Source organism: Azospira sp. MPR-E4 (assembly GCF_058809645.1).
This window is the reverse complement of the sequence record NZ_JBXAST010000006.1, coordinates 42,638-59,827: the sequence shown is the minus strand read 5'-3', so window position 1 is coordinate 59,827 and position 17,190 is coordinate 42,638. Positions and strand designations below refer to the sequence as shown.

At 65.0% G+C, this 17,190-nt stretch carries 18 protein-coding genes and 1 tRNA gene; 11 read left to right on the top strand and 8 right to left on the bottom strand.

Features of this window, described 5'->3' with window-relative positions:
* Window position 1: 1 nt before the first annotated feature.
* From secD to queA, 4 genes are all read right to left on the bottom strand, one after another.
* A complete protein-coding gene (secD, locus tag AC1RTA_RS03405; protein ID WP_492783956.1) occupies window positions 2-1,870 on the bottom strand; it encodes a protein translocase subunit SecD in 1,869 nt (622 codons plus the stop codon).
* Between the two features lie 61 nt (window positions 1,871-1,931).
* Window positions 1,932-2,261: a preprotein translocase subunit YajC gene (gene yajC / locus AC1RTA_RS03400; RefSeq protein WP_014238334.1), complete on the bottom strand. Its 330-nt coding sequence runs from the start codon at window positions 2,259-2,261 to the stop codon at window positions 1,932-1,934.
* A gap of 92 nt (window positions 2,262-2,353) precedes the next feature.
* Window positions 2,354-3,478 carry a tRNA guanosine(34) transglycosylase Tgt gene (gene tgt, locus AC1RTA_RS03395; RefSeq protein ID WP_014238333.1) on the bottom strand — a complete coding sequence of 375 codons (1,125 nt, stop codon included), beginning with the start codon at window positions 3,476-3,478 and terminating at the stop codon, window positions 2,354-2,356.
* A 137-nt stretch (window positions 3,479-3,615) separates the two neighbouring features.
* Entirely contained in the window at window positions 3,616-4,653 is a 1,038-nt protein-coding gene (gene queA, locus AC1RTA_RS03390; protein ID WP_492783955.1) for a tRNA preQ1(34) S-adenosylmethionine ribosyltransferase-isomerase QueA, read from the bottom strand.
* A gap of 132 nt (window positions 4,654-4,785) precedes the next feature.
* Here queA and AC1RTA_RS03385 point away from each other — a divergent pair.
* Window positions 4,786-4,872 (top strand) — tRNA-Leu (locus AC1RTA_RS03385).
* A gap of 153 nt (window positions 4,873-5,025) precedes the next feature.
* Window positions 5,026-5,946, top strand: a complete 921-nt coding sequence (locus AC1RTA_RS03380) for a 1,4-dihydroxy-2-naphthoate polyprenyltransferase (protein WP_492783954.1) — start codon at window positions 5,026-5,028, stop codon at window positions 5,944-5,946.
* A 6-nt stretch (window positions 5,947-5,952) separates the two neighbouring features.
* On the opposite strand, the gene cobA is transcribed toward AC1RTA_RS03380, so the two are convergent.
* A complete protein-coding gene (gene cobA, locus AC1RTA_RS03375; RefSeq protein WP_014238330.1) occupies window positions 5,953-6,750 on the bottom strand; it encodes a uroporphyrinogen-III C-methyltransferase in 798 nt (265 codons plus the stop codon).
* Between the two features lie 274 nt (window positions 6,751-7,024).
* On the opposite strand from cobA, the gene AC1RTA_RS03370 reads away from it, so the two are divergent.
* From AC1RTA_RS03370 to AC1RTA_RS03345, 6 genes are all read left to right on the top strand, one after another.
* Window positions 7,025-8,617 carry a nitrite reductase gene (locus tag AC1RTA_RS03370; protein WP_235832414.1) on the top strand — a complete coding sequence of 531 codons (1,593 nt, stop codon included), beginning with the start codon at window positions 7,025-7,027 and terminating at the stop codon, window positions 8,615-8,617.
* A gap of 88 nt (window positions 8,618-8,705) precedes the next feature.
* Window positions 8,706-9,044: a c-type cytochrome gene (locus tag AC1RTA_RS03365; protein ID WP_492783953.1), complete on the top strand. Its 339-nt coding sequence runs from the start codon at window positions 8,706-8,708 to the stop codon at window positions 9,042-9,044.
* A gap of 210 nt (window positions 9,045-9,254) precedes the next feature.
* Window positions 9,255-9,923 carry an energy transducer TonB gene (locus tag AC1RTA_RS03360; protein ID WP_492783952.1) on the top strand — a complete coding sequence of 223 codons (669 nt, stop codon included), beginning with the start codon at window positions 9,255-9,257 and terminating at the stop codon, window positions 9,921-9,923.
* 18 nt (window positions 9,924-9,941) lie between these two features.
* Window positions 9,942-10,661: a MotA/TolQ/ExbB proton channel family protein gene (locus AC1RTA_RS03355; RefSeq protein ID WP_492783951.1), complete on the top strand. Its 720-nt coding sequence runs from the start codon at window positions 9,942-9,944 to the stop codon at window positions 10,659-10,661.
* Between the two features lie 10 nt (window positions 10,662-10,671).
* Complete coding sequence (locus tag AC1RTA_RS03350) at window positions 10,672-11,088, top strand: ExbD/TolR family protein (RefSeq protein ID WP_130458927.1); 417 nt, start codon at window positions 10,672-10,674, stop codon at window positions 11,086-11,088.
* Window positions 11,089-11,196: 108 nt separating this feature from the next.
* On the top strand, window positions 11,197-11,592 hold the full coding sequence (locus AC1RTA_RS03345; protein WP_014238324.1) for a hypothetical protein: 396 nt from the start codon (window positions 11,197-11,199) through the stop codon (window positions 11,590-11,592).
* A gap of 64 nt (window positions 11,593-11,656) precedes the next feature.
* Here the strand turns inward: AC1RTA_RS03345 and AC1RTA_RS03340 are convergent, their stop codons facing one another.
* From AC1RTA_RS03340 to AC1RTA_RS03330, 3 genes are read right to left on the bottom strand one after another with little or no spacing between them, the layout of a single operon-like run.
* A complete protein-coding gene (locus AC1RTA_RS03340) occupies window positions 11,657-12,154 on the bottom strand; it encodes a copper chaperone PCu(A)C (protein WP_492783950.1) in 498 nt (165 codons plus the stop codon).
* 25 nt (window positions 12,155-12,179) lie between these two features.
* Window positions 12,180-12,776, bottom strand: a complete 597-nt coding sequence (locus tag AC1RTA_RS03335) for an SCO family protein (RefSeq protein WP_205231022.1) — start codon at window positions 12,774-12,776, stop codon at window positions 12,180-12,182.
* A gap of 8 nt (window positions 12,777-12,784) precedes the next feature.
* Window positions 12,785-13,261, bottom strand: coding sequence for a hypothetical protein (locus tag AC1RTA_RS03330; protein WP_492783949.1), 477 nt, complete (start codon window positions 13,259-13,261; stop codon window positions 12,785-12,787).
* 327 nt (window positions 13,262-13,588) lie between these two features.
* Here AC1RTA_RS03330 and nosZ point away from each other — a divergent pair, with 327 nt between their 5' ends.
* The 3 genes from nosZ to AC1RTA_RS03315 all read left to right on the top strand — a co-directional run bounded on the left by nosZ (window position 13,589) and on the right by AC1RTA_RS03315 (window position 17,152).
* On the top strand, window positions 13,589-15,886 hold the full coding sequence (gene nosZ / locus AC1RTA_RS03325; protein ID WP_014238320.1) for a Sec-dependent nitrous-oxide reductase: 2,298 nt from the start codon (window positions 13,589-13,591) through the stop codon (window positions 15,884-15,886).
* A gap of 83 nt (window positions 15,887-15,969) precedes the next feature.
* Window positions 15,970-16,281 (top strand): c-type cytochrome, encoded by a 312-nt coding sequence (locus AC1RTA_RS03320; RefSeq protein ID WP_014238319.1) that lies wholly within the window; start codon window positions 15,970-15,972, stop codon window positions 16,279-16,281.
* A gap of 139 nt (window positions 16,282-16,420) precedes the next feature.
* Entirely contained in the window at window positions 16,421-17,152 is a 732-nt protein-coding gene (locus tag AC1RTA_RS03315) for a c-type cytochrome (RefSeq protein ID WP_205231383.1), read from the top strand.
* Window positions 17,153-17,190 lie beyond the last annotated feature (38 nt).

The window sequence follows — 17,190 nt, the reverse complement described above, 5'->3', positions numbered from 1 at the left end:
CTTACTTGGCGCTGTCCAGGCCGGGCTTCCAGACCTGGCCGATGGAGACCTTGTCCAGCTTCTTGCGGCGACCGTAGATGAGGTTGACCAGGGCCCGGGAGACCACCACGGAACTGAACATGGAGGTCAGGATGCCCAGGCAGTGCACCACGGCGAAGCCCCGGATGGGGCCGGAGCCGAAGGCCAGCAGGGCAACGCCGGCGATCAGGGTGGTGACGTTGGAGTCCAGGATGGTGCCGAAGGCCCGCTCGTAACCGGCAGAGATGGCCGCCTGGGGGCTGGCGCCGTTGCGCAGTTCTTCCCGCACCCGTTCGTTGATCAGCACGTTGGAGTCGATGGCCATGCCCAGAGTCAGGGCGATGGCGGCGATGCCCGGCAGGGTCAGGGTGGCCTGCATGAGGGACAGCAGGGCCACCAGGAACATCAGGTTGGCCGCCAGGGCCAGGGTGGAGATGAGGCCGAACATGAGGTAGTAGCACATCATGAAGGCGGCAATGGCGAGGAAGCCCCACAGGGTGGAGTGGAAGCCCTTGCTGATGTTGTCGGCGCCGAGGGAGGGGCCGATGGTGCGCTCTTCGACGATGTCCATGGGCGCCGCCAGGGAACCGGCCCGCAGAAGCAGGGCGGTGTCGTTGGCTTCCATGGTGCTCATCTTGCCGCTGATCTGGACCCGGCCGCCGCCGATTTCGGTGCGGATTACCGGGGCGGTGACCACTTCGCCCTTGCCCTTTTCAATGAGCAGGATGGCCATGCGCTTGCCCACGTTCTCCCGGGTGATGTCCTTGAAGATGCGGGCGCCGGCGGAATCCAGGGTCAGGTGCACCGCCGGTTCGTGGGTCTGGCCGTCGAAGCCGGGCTGGGCGTCGGTGAGGCGGTCGCCGGTCAGCACCACCTGCTTCTTCACCAGCAGGGGCGAGCCGCCCCGTTCGCTGTAAAGCTCGGTGCCGAAGGGTGCCTGGCCGGCCATGGCCGCTTCCAGGGCGCCCGGGGTGTCGTCCACCATGCGGATTTCCAGGGTGGCGGTGCGGCCCAGGATGTCCTTGGCCTTGGCCGTGTCCTGCACGCCGGGCAGCTGCACCACGATGCGGTCGGCGCCCTGCTGCTGGATCACCGGCTCGGCCACGCCCAGCTCGTTGATCCGGTTGTGCAGGGTGGTGATGTTCTGCTTCAGGGCGAAGTCCTGGATGCGCTTGACCGCCGTGGGCTTCAAGCTGGCGGTGAGCTTCAGGTCGGAACCGTCCTGGCCGTCCACGAAGGTCAGGTCGGGCTGGTTGTCTTCCAGCGCGATGCGGGCCTTGGTGCGGGTGTCGGCGTCGCGGAACTTGACCACCACCGCATTGCCTTCCCGGTTGATGCCGGCGTGGCGCAGGTTCTTGTCCCGCAGCAGGGTGCGCAGGTCGGCCGACATGGAGTCCAGGCGCTTGGTCAGCGCGCCGGCCATGTCCACCTGCAGCAGGAAGTGCACGCCGCCCCGCAGGTCCAGGCCCAGGTACATGGGCAGGGCGCCCAGGTTGGAGAGCCACTTGGGGGAGGAGGAGAGCAGGTTCAGGGCGACCACGTACTGGGCGTCCTGGGGATTCGGGTTGAAGGTCTTTTCCAGCAGGTCCTTGACCTTGAGCTGGGTGTCGGTGTCCTTGAAGCGGGTCTTGACGCCGTTGCTGTCGAGGAAGATGCCGTCGTGGCTGATGCCGGCGCCCTGCAGGGCGGCTTCGACGCGGGACAGCAGCTGGGCATCGGTCTTCAGGGTGGCGCGGGCCGGGGAAAGCTGGACGGCCGGGGCTTCACCGAAGAAATTGGGCAGGGTGTAGAGGAAACCGATCACCAGTGCGACGACGACGGTGATGTATTTCCAGAGCGGATAGCGGTTCATGGGCGGTTCCTGGGGGACCGAAAAAGGCAAGGGGCCGGACGAATCCGGCCCCGGGGATGACTTACAGGGACTTCAGGGTTCCCTTGGGCAGCAGCACCCCGATGGCGGGTTTCTGCACCACGACTTCGGTGTTGGGGGCGATTTCCAGATGGACGTAAGCGTCGCCGATCTTGGAGACGCGGCCCACCATGCCGCCCTGGGTGACCACTTCGTCACCCTTTTGCAGGGCGTCCACCATGGCCTTGTGTTCCTTGGCCTTCTTCATCTGGGGGCGGATCATGAGGAACCACAACACCACGAACATCAGGATGATGGGCAGGAATTGCATCAGGCCCCCGGTGGGGTCGGCAGCCTGGCCTGCGGCCTGGGCGTGAGCGGCGCTAATCAGCACGGTTTTACTCCTTGATTGCTTCGAAATTTGAACGGGGCATTGTACCACCGAGCCATGGCGCGGATGCCCGGTGGCGGACCTACGGTGCGGCTTTAGCCGGCCGCCGGGCTGGCACCCCGGGAACGGTCCCGATGGAAGTTCTCCATATGGGGCTGCAGGCGCCCTTCTTCAATAGCGGCGCGCAATTCGGCCATCAGCACCTGGTAGTAGTGCAGGTTGTGGATGGTGTTGAGCATGGAGCCGAGGATTTCCCCGGCGCGGAAGAGGTGGTGCAGGTAGGCCCGGCTGAAGTTGCGGCAGGTGTAGCAGTCGCAGGAAGGGTCCAGGGGGCCGGTGTCCTGGCGGTGGATGGCGTTCTTGATCTTGAGGTCGCCGTAGCGGGTGAACAGGTGGCCGTTGCGGGCGTTGCGGGTGGGCATGACGCAGTCGAACATGTCGATGCCCTGGCTCACCGCATGCACCAGGTCTTCCGGCGTGCCAACGCCCATCAGGTAGCGGGGCTTGTGGGCGGGCAGTTTCGGTGCGGTGTGGGCCAGGATGCGGGCCATGTCTTCCTTGGGCTCGCCCACGGAAAGGCCGCCGATGGCCATGCCGTCGAAGCCCATTTCATCCAGGCCGGCCAGGGATTCGTCGCGCAGGGTCTCGTACATGCCGCCCTGGACGATGCCGAAGAGGGCGTTGCCGTTGCCCAGGCGACGGTGCTCGTCGATGGAGCGCTGGGCCCAGCGCAGGGAGAGGCGCATGGACTTGGCCGCCTCGTCCACGGTGGCCGGGTAGGGCGTGCATTCGTCGAAGATCATGACGATGTCCGAGTTCAGCGTGTGCTGGATGCGCATGGACTCTTCCGGCGTCAGGAACAGCTTGGCGCCGTCGATGGGGGAGGAGAACTTCACTCCTTCCTCGGTGATCTTGCGCAGGGCGCCCAGGGAGAAGACCTGGAAGCCGCCCGAATCGGTGAGGATGGGCTTGTTCCAGCCCATAAAGTCGTGCAGGCCGCCGTGGGCCTTGATTACTTCCAGGCCCGGGCGCAGCCACAGGTGGAAGGTGTTGCCGAGGCAGATCTGGGCGCCGATGTCGTGCAGGGACTGGGGCGTCATGGCCTTGACCGTGCCGTAGGTGCCCACCGGCATGAACACCGGGGTCTGCACCGTGCCGTGGGCCAGGGTCAGGGTGCCGCGACGGGCCTGGCCGTCGGTCTTGAGAAGTTCGAACTGCATGGACGTATTCCTAAATTCCTGAAAACCATTTTTGCCACAGAGGGCACAGAGAACACAGAGAGAAGTTGACCGTAGGTCTTGCCCCGGTGGATGAAGGGGGCGTTGGTTTTACTCTGTGATCTCTGTGTCCTCTGTGGCTATGACTTGTCTTCCCGCTCCAGCAGCATGGCGTCGCCGTAGCTGAAGAAGCGGTATTTTTCTGCCACCGCGTGGGCGTAGGCGGCGCGGATGGGGTCCAGGCCGGCGAAGGCGGAGACCAGCATGAGCAGGGTGGAGCGGGGCAGGTGGAAATTGGTGATGAGCCGGTCCACCACCTGGAAGCGGTAGCCCGGGGTGATGAAGATGTCCGTCTCGCCGCTGCCGGCCCGTACCAGGCCGTTGCCGCAGGCGGCCGATTCCAGGGTGCGCAGGGAGGTGGTGCCCACCGCCACCACCCTGCCGCCCCGTTCCCGGGTGGCAGCGATGGCCGCAGCGGTTTCTTCCGGCACGTGGAAGCGCTCGCTGTGCATCTTGTGCTCGTCGATCTTTTCCACGCGCACCGGCTGGAAGGTGCCTGCCCCCACATGCAGCGTCAGCGCGGCTCGGCGGACACCCTGCTCGGAGAGCCGCTCCAGCATTGCCTCATCGAAGTGCAGCCCGGCGGTGGGCGCTGCCACGGCGCCCGGGTGGCGGGCATAGACGGTCTGGTAGCGGGCCTCGTCCTCCGCTTCCACCCCATGCTCAATATAGGGCGGCAGGGGCAGGCGGCCGTACTGTTCGGCCAGGTCCCACAGATTGCCTTCGCCTTCCAGTTCGAGGGCGAAGAACTCACCCCGGCGGCCGCTGCACACCAGGCTGAAAGCGTTTTCCAGGGTGATGCGGGTACCGGCCTTGGGCGACTTGCTGGCCCGCACCTGGGCCAGGGCGTGGCGCTCGTCCACGATGCGCTCCAGCAGCACTTCCACCTGGCCGCCGGAGTCCTTCTGGCCGAAGAAGCGGGCCTTGATCACCCGGGTATCGTTGAACACCAGCAGGTCGCCGGGGGCCAGCAGGCCGGGCAGGTCAGTGAAGCGCAGGTCGGCCAGGTGGGGGCCGTCCACGTGCAGCAGGCGGCTGGCGCTGCGTTCCCTGGCCGGATGCTGGGCGATCAGTTCGGGCGGCAGGGGAAAGTCGAAAAGGTCGACGGAAAGGCTCATGGTCTTGCGGCTTTGGCGGTGGTGCCCGGAGCAGGCGGCGGGTGTCCTCGTCCGGCTTGTGGGGGCGTCGTGAATCGGTGATAATGCGCCCCTCGCGCAGTAGTGCCCGCCAGCTCTGGCCGGGCGTCCCGGGCCGGGATGGCGGAATCGGTAGACGCAGCGGATTCAAAATCCGCCGCTGGTAACAGTGTGAGGGTTCGAGTCCCTCTCCCGGCACCAAATACACCCACCCCGTGGGGCGGTTTTTGCAAAGGCCGCATTCTCTCACAGTCTTCGTTCCGGGATAAATTCGGCACCTTTTGATCTGGCCATGCGCCGTTTTGCCGCGCTGTGGTTAGACTGTGGCCTGTTTTTCCCTTACGCCCGTTGCCCATGAACGCTTCCACACTCGCCAGCCTCTCCCGTCCCACACCCGGGCAGGCCTGGTGGCTCGCCCTGCGGCCCCGCACCCTGCCGGTGGCGGCGGCCCCGGTGCTGTCCACCTGCGCCCTGGCCTGGTCGGAAACGGGCCAGCTGCGCTGGCTGGTGGCCCTGGTGACCCTGGCGGCGGCCCTGCTGATCCAGATCGGCACCAACCTGCTCAACGACGTGGGCGACTTCGAGCGCGGCACGGACGCGCCGGACCGCCTGGGCCCGCCCCGGGCCACGGCCATGGGCTGGCTCAGCGCCGCCCAGGTCAAGCGGGGCGGCTTCCTGGCCCTGGGCGGCGCCTTCCTGCTGGGCATCTATCTGGTGGGGCAGGGCGGCTGGCCCATCGTCTTGCTCGGCCTGGCTTCCCTGTTCTGTGGCTGGGCCTACACCGGCGGCCCCAAACCCATTGCCTACGGGCCTTTCGGCGAGGTCTTCGTGTGGCTGTTCTTCGGTCTGGGGGCGGTGCTCGGCACCTACTACCTGCAGACCGGCGGCCTCAGCCGGGCCGCCCTGGCCCTGGCCAACATGTCCGGCCTGTTCGCGGCGGCGGTGATCGTGGTGAACAACACCCGGGATAGGGCCGGGGATGCCCGGGCCGGCAAGCGGACCCTGGCGGTGCGCCTGGGCCTGACGGGATGCCGGGTGGAATACGGGCTGTTGATGCTGGCGCCCTTCGTTTTGCTGGGCTGGCTGGCCGCCTCCGGCCACCATCTGGCCGCCGGCCTGCCCCTGCTGGCGCTGCCGCCGGCCCTGCTGCTGGTGGTGCGCTTCGCCCGGGCGACGCCGGGTACCGGCCACAACCTGCTGCTCGGCCGCACCGCCCAGTTGCAGCTGCTGTTCTCCTTCCTGCTGCTCCTGGGCTGTCTCTTTCGACCCGGCTGATCCGGCTTAGACCGTCTCGGCTGCAGCCTGGGGTTCGAACCAGCTGAGCTGGGGCTGCAGCTGCAGCACGCCGCCGACGAAAATCAGGGCCGGCGTGGTGATGCCCGCTTCCTGCACCTTCGCTTCCAGAGTGGCCAGATCGGCCACCACCACCCGCTGCTGGCGGGTGGTGCCCTGTTGCACCACGCCAGCCGGCGTTTGTGGCGGCAGGCCGTGGGCGATCATCTGCCGGCTGATTTCTCCCAGGCCGGCAATTCCCATGTAGAAAACCACGGTCTGCTTGGGCCGGGCCAGGGCCTGCCAGTCCAGATTGACCGTGCCGTCCTTCAGGTGGCCGGTGGCGAACACCAGCACCTGGGCGTGGTCCCGGTGGGTCAGGGGGAAGCCGGCGTAAGCGGCGCAGCCAGCCGCCGCGGTGACGCCGGGCACCACCTGGAAGGGCACGCCGTGGCGGGCCAGGATCTCCAGCTCCTCGCCGCCGCGGCCGAAAATGAAGGGGTCGCCGCCCTTGAGGCGGACCACGCAGCGGTATTTCTGGGCCAGCTGCACCAGCAGGTGGTTGATGTCGTCCTGGGGCAGGGTGTGTTTCGAGGCTTCCTTGCCGGCGTAGATGATCTCGGCGTCGGGCCGGGCCAGGTCCAGAATGCCGTCGCCGATGAGGTGGTCGTAGACCAGCACGTCGGCCTGGGCAATCAGGCGGGCGGCGCGTACCGTCAGCAGGTCGGGGTCGCCAGGGCCGCCGCCGACGAGATAGACGGTGCCGGGCAGGGCAGGGTGGGTGCGGTTCGGATCGGGCATGAGCATTATTTTTTCTCGTTTGGCAAAAGGCAGCATAGCCGGGCTGGCCGTCGGCCTTCAATCCCTTTTGGGGGTGTTTCGGCCTAGGCACCACTCTAGTGAATATCCCTACTTTTTGAAGTTGATTCGCATCAAGGATTTGGACAAGTCACCGGGCGCAATCTTTCGCCATCCCCGGATGCTGTGTCGGGGGTAACGGTTTGCTGATAATTCCTATTGAGGAGAGGAAAGCATGAAAAAGGGAGTTAGTGCCTTTATCTTTACGGCCCTCGCGGCCGCCATGGGCTCCGCATTCGCTGCACCCGCAGCCAACGCGCCGAGCCTGACCAAGGAAGCCAAAGAGGCTTCCGCCAAGATCTACTTCGAGCGTTGCGCCGGCTGCCACGGCATGCTGCGCAAGGGCGCCACCGGCAAGAACCTGGAGCCGGCGAACACCCAGAAGCTCGGCCAGGGCCGTCTGGAAAAGATCCTGACCTACGGTACCGAAGGCGGCATGCCCAACTTCGACGACATCCTGTCCAAGGATGAAATCAAGAACATGGCCACCTACATCCAGCAGCAGCCGGATGTGCCGCCCGAGTGGGGCATGAAGGAAATGAAGGCCAACTGGAAGGTGCACGTGCCCGTGGCCGAGCGCCCCACCAAGCAGATGAACAACATCAATCTGCAGAACGTCTTCTCCACCACCCTGCGTGACTCCGGCGAAGTGGCACTGATCGACGGCGACACCAAGAAGATCTGGGGCATCGTCAAGACCGGCTACGCCGTGCACATTTCCCGCACTTCCGCTTCCGGTCGCTACGTCTATGTGATCGGCCGCGACGGCCGTCTGGACCTGATCGACATGTGGTTCGAGAAGCCCACCATCGTCGCCACCCTGAAGGCCGGCCTGGAAGCCCGTTCCGTCGATACCTCCAAGTTCAAGGGCTGGGAAGACAAGTACGCCATCGTCGGTTCCTACTGGCCGCCCCAGTACACCATCCTGGACGGCATGACCCTGGAGCCCCTGAAGAACGTCTCCACCCGCGGCATCACCGTGGATGGCGAGTATCACCAGGAGCCCCGCGTCGCCTCCATCGTTTCCTCCCTGATCAAGCCCGAGTGGGTGGTGACGGTGAAGGAATCCGGCCTGGTCAAGCTGGTGGACTACTCCGACGTGAAGAACCTGAAGGAAACCACCATCGAAACCGCCAAGTTCCTGCATGACGGCGGTTGGGATGCCACCAAGCGTTACTTCCTCGTCGCTGCCAACGCCTCCAACAAGGTGGTGGTCGTCGATACCAAGGAAGGCAAGCTGGCTGCCCTGGTCGATACCAAGCCGAAGCCCCACCCCGGCCGCGGTGCCAACTTCGTGCATCCGAAGTTCGGTCCCGTGTGGTCCACTTCCCACCTGGGTTCCGACGTCATCAGCCTGATCGGTACCGATCCGGAGAAGCATCCCCAGTACGCCTGGAAGGTCGTGGCCGAGCTGAAGAACCACGGTTCCGGTTCCCTGTTCGTCAAGACCCATCCCAAGTCCAACAACCTGTGGGCCGATGCCCCGCTGATGCCGGAGAAGGATGCGGCCGAATCCGTCACTGTCTACAGCATCGACCAGCTGGGCAACCCGGATGCCAAGCCTGAGGTGATCAACGTCGCCAAGATGGCCGGCCTGCCGGAAACCAAGGGCGTGAAGCGGGTGGTGCATGCCGAGTACAACGAGAAGGGTGACGAAGTCTGGTTCTCCGTTTGGACGGGCAACAAGACCGAGCCTTCCGCCATCGTGGTGCTGGACGACAAGACCCGCAAGTTCAAGACCGTGATCAAGGATCCCAAGCTGGTCACGCCCACCGGCAAGTTCAACATCCACAACACCCAGCACGACGTGTACTAAGCGTTATTGCCGGAATCGTTGTCTAATGACCGGGGGCTGCGGCCCCCGGTTTTTTCATGGTGCACGCCTTTTGTCGAAGGAGATGAGGATGTCGCTGACGACCCGAACCCTGCTCTGCGCCGCCCTGCTCGGCGTGGTCGCCGTACCGGCCCAGGCCGCGGACAAGAAGCGGGATGCCGCCATGCTCGAACTGGCCGAGCGGCACCGCTGCCTCAATTGCCACGAGGTGGACGTCAAGGTGCGGGGCCCGGCCTGGCGCGAGGTGGGGCGCCGCTACCGGGACGACCCGGAAGCCGAGGCCCGCCTGCTGGTGAAGGTGAGGGAAGGCGGCAGCGGCGTCTGGGGCGACGATTTCATGTCGCCCAACAAGCGGGTCGGCGATGCCGACCTGCAGGCCCTGGTGCGCTGGATACTCTCCCTGCGCTAAGACTGGCGCCCTTTTCCGGCCGCCCCTGCGACCTTTGGTCGCATCCCCTTGGCGACCGTTGAACCCTAGAATTACGGGGTTCGCCACCCTCTCGCCAAAGCCGGCATGGCCGCCCTGGCGACGGCGTTTCCGGCAGTCCCGCGAGCCCTCGTCGGGATGCCGCTGCGGGGCCCCTCGCGGCCCGAAAAGGATCGTTTTCTGTCTGCTTCATTGCCCAGTCCATGGCCCTCCCTCTCCCGGGGGCGCCGGGGCTCGATCTTCCTGCTGGTGCTGGCCCTCCATGGGGGCGGTCTGGCCTACGCCCTGCATTCCGGTAGTGCCGTGGTCAGCGCCATGGTGCCCCAGCCGATGAGCGTGCGCCTCATCGACGCCGCGCCTGCTGCCAGGCCCCAGCCCGAGGTGGCGCCGCCCCAGCCGATGCCGCCCAAGGTCGAGCGGCCACGGCAGCCCAAGGCCCCGGCCCCCGTGCCGCTGGCGAAGACGCCGGCGCCGATACTGGCCGCAACGCCGGCGGCGGCCGTCAGCAGCGACTTCGCCGCTCCCGAAGCACCGCCCAGCCGTCCCGCCAGCAGCACCATTGCGGCGGCACCCGCCCTGGTGCCGGCCCGTTTCGATGCGGACTACCTGCACAACCCGAAACCTGTTTACCCCCCCATGTCCCGCCGTTTCGGCGAGGAAGGCAAGGTCCTGCTCAAGGTGCGGGTGACGCCCCAGGGCACGGCGGAGCAGGTGGATATCCAGACCGGCAGCGGCTATTCCCGCCTCGACAGCGCCGCCCGGGAGGCCGTCCAGCGCTGGCGTTTCGTCCCCGCCCGGCGCGGCGACGAGGCCGTGGCGGCTTCTGTCATCGTTCCCATCACTTTCGCTCTCGACAGCTAACCCATTGCAGGAGTCCCCATGAACACCCAACTCGGTCTTTCCCATTTCTGGGCCCAGGGAGATGGGGTTTCCCATTCCGTCGCCCTGATCCTGCTGCTGCTGTCGGTGGCCAGCTGGTGCGTCATCGTCGGCAAGTTCATCGCCCACTGGCGCGCTTCCCGCACCCAGAGCCGGGCCCTGGCCGCCTTCTGGCAGGCCAATTCCCTACCCGAAGCCCTGGAAGCCATCCGCCGCGAGGACGCCAGCGGCATCCTGGCCGGCCTGGCCCTCTCCGGCGCCCACGCCGCCCAGGCCCATGAGCAGCATGCGGCCCGGGGCATCGGCGCCGGCGTCAATGCCAGTGAATTCGTCACCCGCTGCCTGCGCCAGAGCATCGTCACCGCCCAGGCCCGCATCGAGCAGGGTCTCACCTTCCTCGCTTCGGTGGGCTCGACGGCGCCCTTCATTGGCCTGTTCGGCACGGTGTGGGGCATCTACCACGCTTTGGTGGGCCTCTCCGGCTCTTCCCAGGTGGTGCTGGACAAGGTGGCCGGTCCCGTCGGCGAGGCCCTGATCATGACCGCCGCCGGCCTCTTCGTCGCCATTCCCGCCGTGCTGGCCTACAACGCCTTTACCCGGGCCAACCGCCTGGTGCTGGCCCAGATGGACGGCTTTGCCCACGACCTCCACGCCTATCTCACCACCGGCGTGCGTCTCTCCAGCACCGTGCCCCAGGGCGGCCTGGTGCGGGTTGCCTGAGGCCGCCGGCATGGCTTTCGGATCCTTCAACGAGGGCGGCAGCGCCCAGCCCATGGCCGAAATCAACACCACGCCCCTGGTGGACGTGATGCTGGTGCTTTTGGTGATCTTCATCATCACCGCGCCCCTGCTCAATCAGGCCGTGCCGGTGGATCTGCCCAAGGTCAGCGCCACCCAGGTGGAGCAGAAACCCCAGGTGGTGCAGCTGGCCCTGGACGGCAACAGCCAGGTCTTCATCAACGGCGAGGTCGTGGCCGGCGAAGCCCTGGCCACCCGCCTGCAGGGCCTGGCCGGGCCGGAAACGGAACTGCACCTGCGGGCCGACCGCGGCACCCGCTACGAGAAGGTGGCGGAAGTGATGGCCACCGCCCAGCGGGTGGGCATCGCCAAGATCGCCTTCGTCACCGAGGAACCCGGCCGTCCCTGAGGTCGGGATTTTTCTGCCGGGGGCGGGAAAATCCCTCCTTGCGCTTGCCCCGCTTTTTTCCCACTATGAAACAGGTGGGCATCTGGGCATGGGCGAAAGGAGACGGGCATGGATATGGATGGCTTGGTCAAGGCGCTGGAACTGCGTTTTGCCTGCACCTGCTGTGCCGACGGTTGCCGCCTGCGTTCCTACCGGGGGCACAGCCTGCTCTGCCTGACCTACGATACGCCCTGGGTGCCCCACACCTGGGAGGATTTCGTCCGCTTTGACGACGGCACCCGCCGCAACATGCTGGAATTCCTACGCCTGGAACTGGGCATTTCGGAAAGCGTGGAGATTTCCATCGAACATGCGGCCCGGGCCCTGCGCCTGCGCTGGATGCCCGTCGGCACCTGCGGCGTCATGCAGGTGCCCGATCCGCCCCTGTATTTCGAGCGCACCCAGCAACTGGACAAGTACCGCACCGACGAACACGTCATGGGGCGCAACTTCAGCCAGTTCTGAAGGCGCCGGCCAGCAAAAAGGGACTCCCGCGGGAGTCCCTTTGCTTTGCTGCGTCCGGACAGGCTCAGTGCTTCATGGCGCCGTGGTTGTGCTGGCCCATGTCTTCCGGCTTGGCGGCGGGAACCTGGATCTTGCGTACCGGGGCTTCGATCTTGGTGGAGGAACCGTCGTCCAGCTTCAGGGTGATGGGTACCACGTCGCCTTCCTTCAGGTCCTGCTTGAGGCCGATCAGCATGACGTGCAGGCTGCCGGGCTGCAGTACGGCCTCGCCCTTGGCCTTGACCTCGATGTCGGCCACCGGGCGCATGCGCATGACGCCGTTGTCGTTGATGTGGTTGTGCAGTTCCACCACCTTGGAGACGGGGCTCTCGGCCTTCAGTACCTTGCGGTCGGCGTTGCCGCTGTTCTTGATTACCATGAAGACGCCGGTGTTGGGGGTGCCGGTGGGAACCAGGCGCACATAGGGGTCTTCCACCTTGATCGGGCTGTCGGCCAGGGCCGGCAGGGCGAACAGGGCGGAACAGGCCAGGGCGGCGGAAATGAGGCGGCGGTGCAGTTGCATGGGGAACTCCTGTGGGTGAAGTCGGTTACTTGGGGTGGGGCAGCAGGCGCCGCATGGCGGCGGCCATGTCTTCCGGCGTCGTGCCGTGGGGCAGGGAGGCGGCCAGGCGGCCGTCGGGAGCCAGCAGGTAGACGAAAGAGGAGTGGTCCACCACATAGCCGCCTTCCGATTTGACCTCCTGCCGGCTGTAGCTGGCGCCGTAGGCGTGGGCAATGGCGGCGATTTCCGCCGGGGTGCCGGTCAGGCCCTTGAGCTTGGGGTGGAAAAAGACGGCGTAGTCCTTGAGGCGGGCCACGCTGTCCCGCTCCGGGTCCACGGAGATGAACAGGGGCTGGACCTGGGCCAGTTCCGCCGGCGTCAGCTTTTCCAGGGCGCTGCCGAGGGCCGCCAGGGAGGTGGGACAGACGTCCGGGCAGTAGGTGTAGCCGAAATAGAGGGCGACCACCTGACCGCGGAAGTTCTGGGTGGCAATACGGCCGTCAGCGCTGTCCAGGCTGAAATCGCCGCCGCTGGGCGGGGCGGCCAGGGTCAGGCCGCCGGGGGCTGGCGGGGTGTCGCGGGAACAGCCGGGCAGGCCCGGGATGGCCAGGGCCAGGATGGTGAGCAGGGCAATGAGGCGCATGGTGTCTTTCAGTGGCCTTCCGGGGCGGCCGACTCGAAGCGGAAGGGGACGGCGATATTCTTGCCGCCGCTGCCGACCAGTACGGTGGCCTGCCAGATCATGGTGCCGGTGATGCAGACGGGCAGGTTGCCCTGCCCGACAAAGGTGCCGGCTTCCTTGGCGGCGGCCAGCAGGGGGCGGTTATAGCCCATCTTCATGTCCACCCCGGCAAAATCCACCTCCACCTGGCTGGCCGGGATGCCGCTGACCCGGGCGCTCAGGGTCAGGGGCTTGAGGGCCGGGACCGGGCGGGGGCTGATGCTGAATTCCACTTCGCCGCCTCCGGGCAGGGCCGCCCGGCAGGGACCCCGGTTCAGGTCGCAGTCCGAGAGGGGGGCTGCCAGGTCGGTCTTGGGGGTGAGCAGGGGGGCCAGGGTGTAGCCGAGGCCGCCGAGGGCGATGACGGCGCCGAGGATGGCCAGGTCATAAATAATTTTTTTGAACATTCGTTGCTTCGGGGCTGGGGCAGGTAATGGGTACCGGTGTTGCGGAGGGCCGGCGGACCGCGGTAGGGCTTGGTGGACCGGGTGGCGGTGCCGCGAAGGCGCGTATTTCCTTGGCTATCCTGACACGATGGCGCCAAAGCCGCTACTGGCTTGGCGATGGGCTCGATTCTCAACCCCGAGCCATTTCCCCAATTTAACCTGCATCAAAGTTTAGAAGTGTGGCGGCGCCGATGATGTGCGACATATTGCCGCATAGTAGGTGCGCACCCTATGGTGCCTAGGGCAATAGCAGAGAAATTTCCTTTATTTATCAACGGGAGAGTCAAAATGAAGACTCGTATGAAGCAGACCGTCGCCGCGCTGGTTGCAGCCGGTATCGGTTTCGCGGCAGCGGGGGCTGCCACGGCAGCAGAGTCCCTGCAGGACGTGATGAAACGTCGCAGCCTGTCCCAGCAGGACCTGCTGGCAGCGGCCAAGACCTACGTTCCCACCGGTAAGCGTGATGAATTCGTCGCCTTCTCCTCCGGCGGTCAGTCCGGCCAGGTGATCGTGTATGGCATTCCGTCCATGCGCATCCTCAAGTACATCGGCGTGTTCACCCCCGAGCCCTGGCAGGGCTACGGCTACGACGAGAACTCCAAGGCTGTGCTGAACCAGGGCATGATCGACGGCAAGCAGATCACCTGGGGCGACACCCACCACCCGGCCATCTCCGAAACCGATGGCAAGTACGACGGCCAGTTCCTCTTCATCAACGACAAGGCCAATCCCCGTCTGGCAGTGATCGACCTGCGCGACTTCGAGACCAAGCAGATCGTGGTCAACCCGATCTTCAAGTCCGAACACGGCGGCGCCTTCGTCACCCCGAACACCGACTACGTCATCGAGGCTGCCCAGTACGCTTCCCCGCTGGAAAACAAGAAGTTCTACCCCCTCGAAGAGTTCAACGAGAAGTACCGCGGCGGCGTCACCTACTGGAAGTTTGACCGCAAGGAAGGCCGCATCGATCCGAAGCAGTCCTTCTCCCTCGAACTGCCCCCCTACAGCCAGGATTTGTCCGACGCTGGCAAGGGTCCGTCCGACGGCTGGTCCTTCACCAACTCCTTCTGCTCCGAGCGCTATGTGGGCGGTATCGAGAAGGGTCGTCCTCCCTATGAAGCCGGCTGTTCCGCCAAGGACACCGACTATCTGCACGTGATCAACTGGAAGAAGGCTGCCGAACTGGTCGCCAAGGGCATGGCCAAGAAGATCAACGGCCATAACGTCCTGGCAATCGAAACTGCCGTCAAGGAAGGCGTGCTGTTCCTGATTCCGGAACCCAAGTCTCCCCACGGCGTCGACGTGACCCCGGACGGCAAGTTCATCACCGTTGCCGGCAAGCTCGACACCCACGTGTCCGTGTATTCCTTCGACAAGATCCAGGCCGCCATCAAGGCCGGCAAGTTCGAGTCCAAGGACGCCTACGGCATCCCCGTGATCGCCATGAAGGACGCGCTGCACACCCAGGTGCAACTGGGCCTCGGCCCCCTGCACACCCAGTACGACTCCAAGCAGTGTCTGGCCTACACCTCCCTGTACGTGGATTCCCAGGTGGTGAAGTGGAACTTCTGTGAAGGCAAGGTTCTCGACAAAATCAGCGTGCACTACAACATCGGTCACCTGATGACCATGGAAGGTGACTCCGCCGATCCCAAGGGCCGTTACCTGGTGGCGCTGAACAAGCTGTCCATCGACCGCTTCGTGCCCGTCGGTCCCCTGCACCCGCAGAACCACCAGCTGATCGACATCAGCAACGACAAGATGCAGCTCCTGTACGACATGCCCCTGCCGCTGGGCGAGCCGCACTACGTTGTCGCCATCGATGCCGCCAAGCTGAAGCCCGGCGTCCGCTACAAGGTGGGTACCGACTCCCGCACCGACAAGCCGCACCCCGGCGCCGTCCGTGCCGGCGAGGAAGTCACCACCAAGAAGGGCAACAAGATCGAGGTCAAGGGTACCCTGATCCGTTCCCACATCACCCCGGAAACCATCGAGGCTGAAGTTGGCGACGAAATCACCATCCACCTGACCAACCTCGAACGTGCCCAGGACGAGACCCACGGCTTCACCGTCTCCACCTACAACGTCCATGCTTCCGTCGAGCCGGGCAAGACCGTCACGGTCAAGTTCAAGGCCGACAAGGAAGGCGTCTATCCCTACTACTGCACCGAGTTCTGCTCCGCGCTGCACCTGGAAATGCAGGGCTACCTCCTGGTCAAGCCGAAGGGCTGGAAGGCGACCAAGACCGCCGGTGCCGAGAAGGCGATCTACAGCGAAGACGACTACAAGAAGCAACTGAAGAAGGTGGCCGATACCCAGGCCGTCATCGATCAGGTGGTCGGCTACATCACCTCCGTGAATTACAAGGACTTCCCGGATGTGGTGAACATGATGGACGACGCCGTCGATCAGCTGAACAAGATCAAGGACGCCAAGGCCAAGCATGAAGACGCTGCCAAGAAGAAGGACTGGAACCAGGCCACCCTGTGGGCCGAGCAAGTCTGGCAGTACCAGGTGAAGGCAGCCGACCTCGGCCTGCGCGCCAAGACCTATCTGGAACAGAACGGCGCCAAGAAGGTGAAGTAATCCGCCGGATTTGATTCAGGTAATAGTTGTTGAACGCGGGGAGCATCACCATGCTCCCCGTTTTCTTATGAAAGGGAATACCCATGAAAAAACTGGTGCTTTTCACCGCCCTGGCCGCCGCTGTGGCCGCCCCCGCCTTTGCTGCCGACGGCGCCAAGCTGTTTGCCGAGAAGACCTGCAATGCCTGTCACGGTGCCGAGGGCAAGAAGCCCCTGATGCCCAACTACCCGAAGCTGGCCGGCCAGAATGCCGCCTACGCCGAGCAGCAGATGAAGGACATCAAGAGCGGCGCCCGCAACAACGGCCAGACCGCCGCCATGAAGGGCGTCATGCACCTGGTCAATGACGAAGAGATCAAGGCGCTGGCCGACTACCTGTCCAAGGTCAAGCCCTGATCCGAATCCCCGGAGGACGGCGGTGCGGCTAGCTTGCCGACCGGCGTCTTTTTTTCGGATTGACCCGCATCAAATACAGGCCCCGCCGGGCCCGACTAACATTAGTACATAGCAATTTTCTCTCTGTAAGGGGATTCAAATGAAAAAGCTGATCATCGCCGCCTCCCTTTCCCTCATCGCCCTGGGGGTGGCCCACGCCGGTCCGCCGGCTCCCCACCAAGGCGGTATCGAGTCGAAGGACTACAAGTGGAATGCCCAGGAGGGCGAGAAGATCGAAGCCCTGAAGCTCAAGGGCGACAAGAAGCGCGGCCAGGAAGCCTACGAGGTCTGCGGCGCCTGTCACCTGCCTTCCGGTGCCGGCCGTCCCGATGGCACCTTCCCCCAGCTCGCCGGCCAGCACACCACCGTGCTGATCAAGCAGATGGCCGACATCCGTGCCGGTCTGCGCGACAACCCCACCATGTATCCCTTCGCCGCCACCCTGACCGATCCCCAGGAACTGGCTGATGTGGCCTCCTACATTGAAGGCCTGTGCATCCCCACCGACCACGGCAAGTATGAGGGCGTCGACGCCTCCATGCAGATCGCCAAGGGCAAGGAACTGTACGAGAAGGAATGTCTGGAGTGCCACGGCAAGAACGGCGAAGGCGTCAAGGACAAGTTCTACCCCGTGATCGCCGGCCAGCACTACAAGTACCTGCTGCGCCAGATGACCGAGATCCGCGACGGCCACCGCCGTAACGCCAACCCGGACATGGTGAAGATCATCAAGAAGTACAACAACGAACAGCTGGTGGCCATCTCCGCCTACCAGTCCAGCATGACCATGCCTGGCTCCATGTGTGCAGCCAAGCCGGGCAAGAAGAAGTAAGCTTGCAACACTCTGGGCCTCCCCGCAGGGAGGCCCCG

Excerpts from the sequence above, each read along its gene's own strand:
- secD (WP_492783956.1), bottom strand. The coding sequence starts at position 1,870 with ATGAACCGCTATCCGCTCTGGAAATACATCACCGTCGTCGTCGCACTG.
- tgt (WP_014238333.1), bottom strand. The coding sequence starts at position 3,478 with ATGCAGTTCGAACTTCTCAAGACCGACGGCCAGGCCCGTCGCGGCACC.
- queA (WP_492783955.1), bottom strand. The coding sequence starts at position 4,653 with ATGAGCCTTTCCGTCGACCTTTTCGACTTTCCCCTGCCGCCCGAACTG.
- AC1RTA_RS03380 (WP_492783954.1), top strand. The coding sequence starts at position 5,026 with ATGAACGCTTCCACACTCGCCAGCCTCTCCCGTCCCACACCCGGGCAG.
- cobA (WP_014238330.1), bottom strand. The coding sequence starts at position 6,750 with ATGCTCATGCCCGATCCGAACCGCACCCACCCTGCCCTGCCCGGCACC.
- AC1RTA_RS03370 (WP_235832414.1), top strand. The coding sequence starts at position 7,025 with ATGGGCTCCGCATTCGCTGCACCCGCAGCCAACGCGCCGAGCCTGACC.
- AC1RTA_RS03365 (WP_492783953.1), top strand. The coding sequence starts at position 8,706 with ATGTCGCTGACGACCCGAACCCTGCTCTGCGCCGCCCTGCTCGGCGTG.
- AC1RTA_RS03355 (WP_492783951.1), top strand. The coding sequence starts at position 9,942 with ATGAACACCCAACTCGGTCTTTCCCATTTCTGGGCCCAGGGAGATGGG.
- AC1RTA_RS03350 (WP_130458927.1), top strand. The coding sequence starts at position 10,672 with ATGGCTTTCGGATCCTTCAACGAGGGCGGCAGCGCCCAGCCCATGGCC.
- AC1RTA_RS03345 (WP_014238324.1), top strand. The coding sequence starts at position 11,197 with ATGGATATGGATGGCTTGGTCAAGGCGCTGGAACTGCGTTTTGCCTGC.
- AC1RTA_RS03340 (WP_492783950.1), bottom strand. The coding sequence starts at position 12,154 with ATGCAACTGCACCGCCGCCTCATTTCCGCCGCCCTGGCCTGTTCCGCC.
- AC1RTA_RS03335 (WP_205231022.1), bottom strand. The coding sequence starts at position 12,776 with ATGCGCCTCATTGCCCTGCTCACCATCCTGGCCCTGGCCATCCCGGGC.
- AC1RTA_RS03330 (WP_492783949.1), bottom strand. The coding sequence starts at position 13,261 with ATGTTCAAAAAAATTATTTATGACCTGGCCATCCTCGGCGCCGTCATC.
- nosZ (WP_014238320.1), top strand. The coding sequence starts at position 13,589 with ATGAAGACTCGTATGAAGCAGACCGTCGCCGCGCTGGTTGCAGCCGGT.
- AC1RTA_RS03320 (WP_014238319.1), top strand. The coding sequence starts at position 15,970 with ATGAAAAAACTGGTGCTTTTCACCGCCCTGGCCGCCGCTGTGGCCGCC.
- AC1RTA_RS03315 (WP_205231383.1), top strand. The coding sequence starts at position 16,421 with ATGAAAAAGCTGATCATCGCCGCCTCCCTTTCCCTCATCGCCCTGGGG.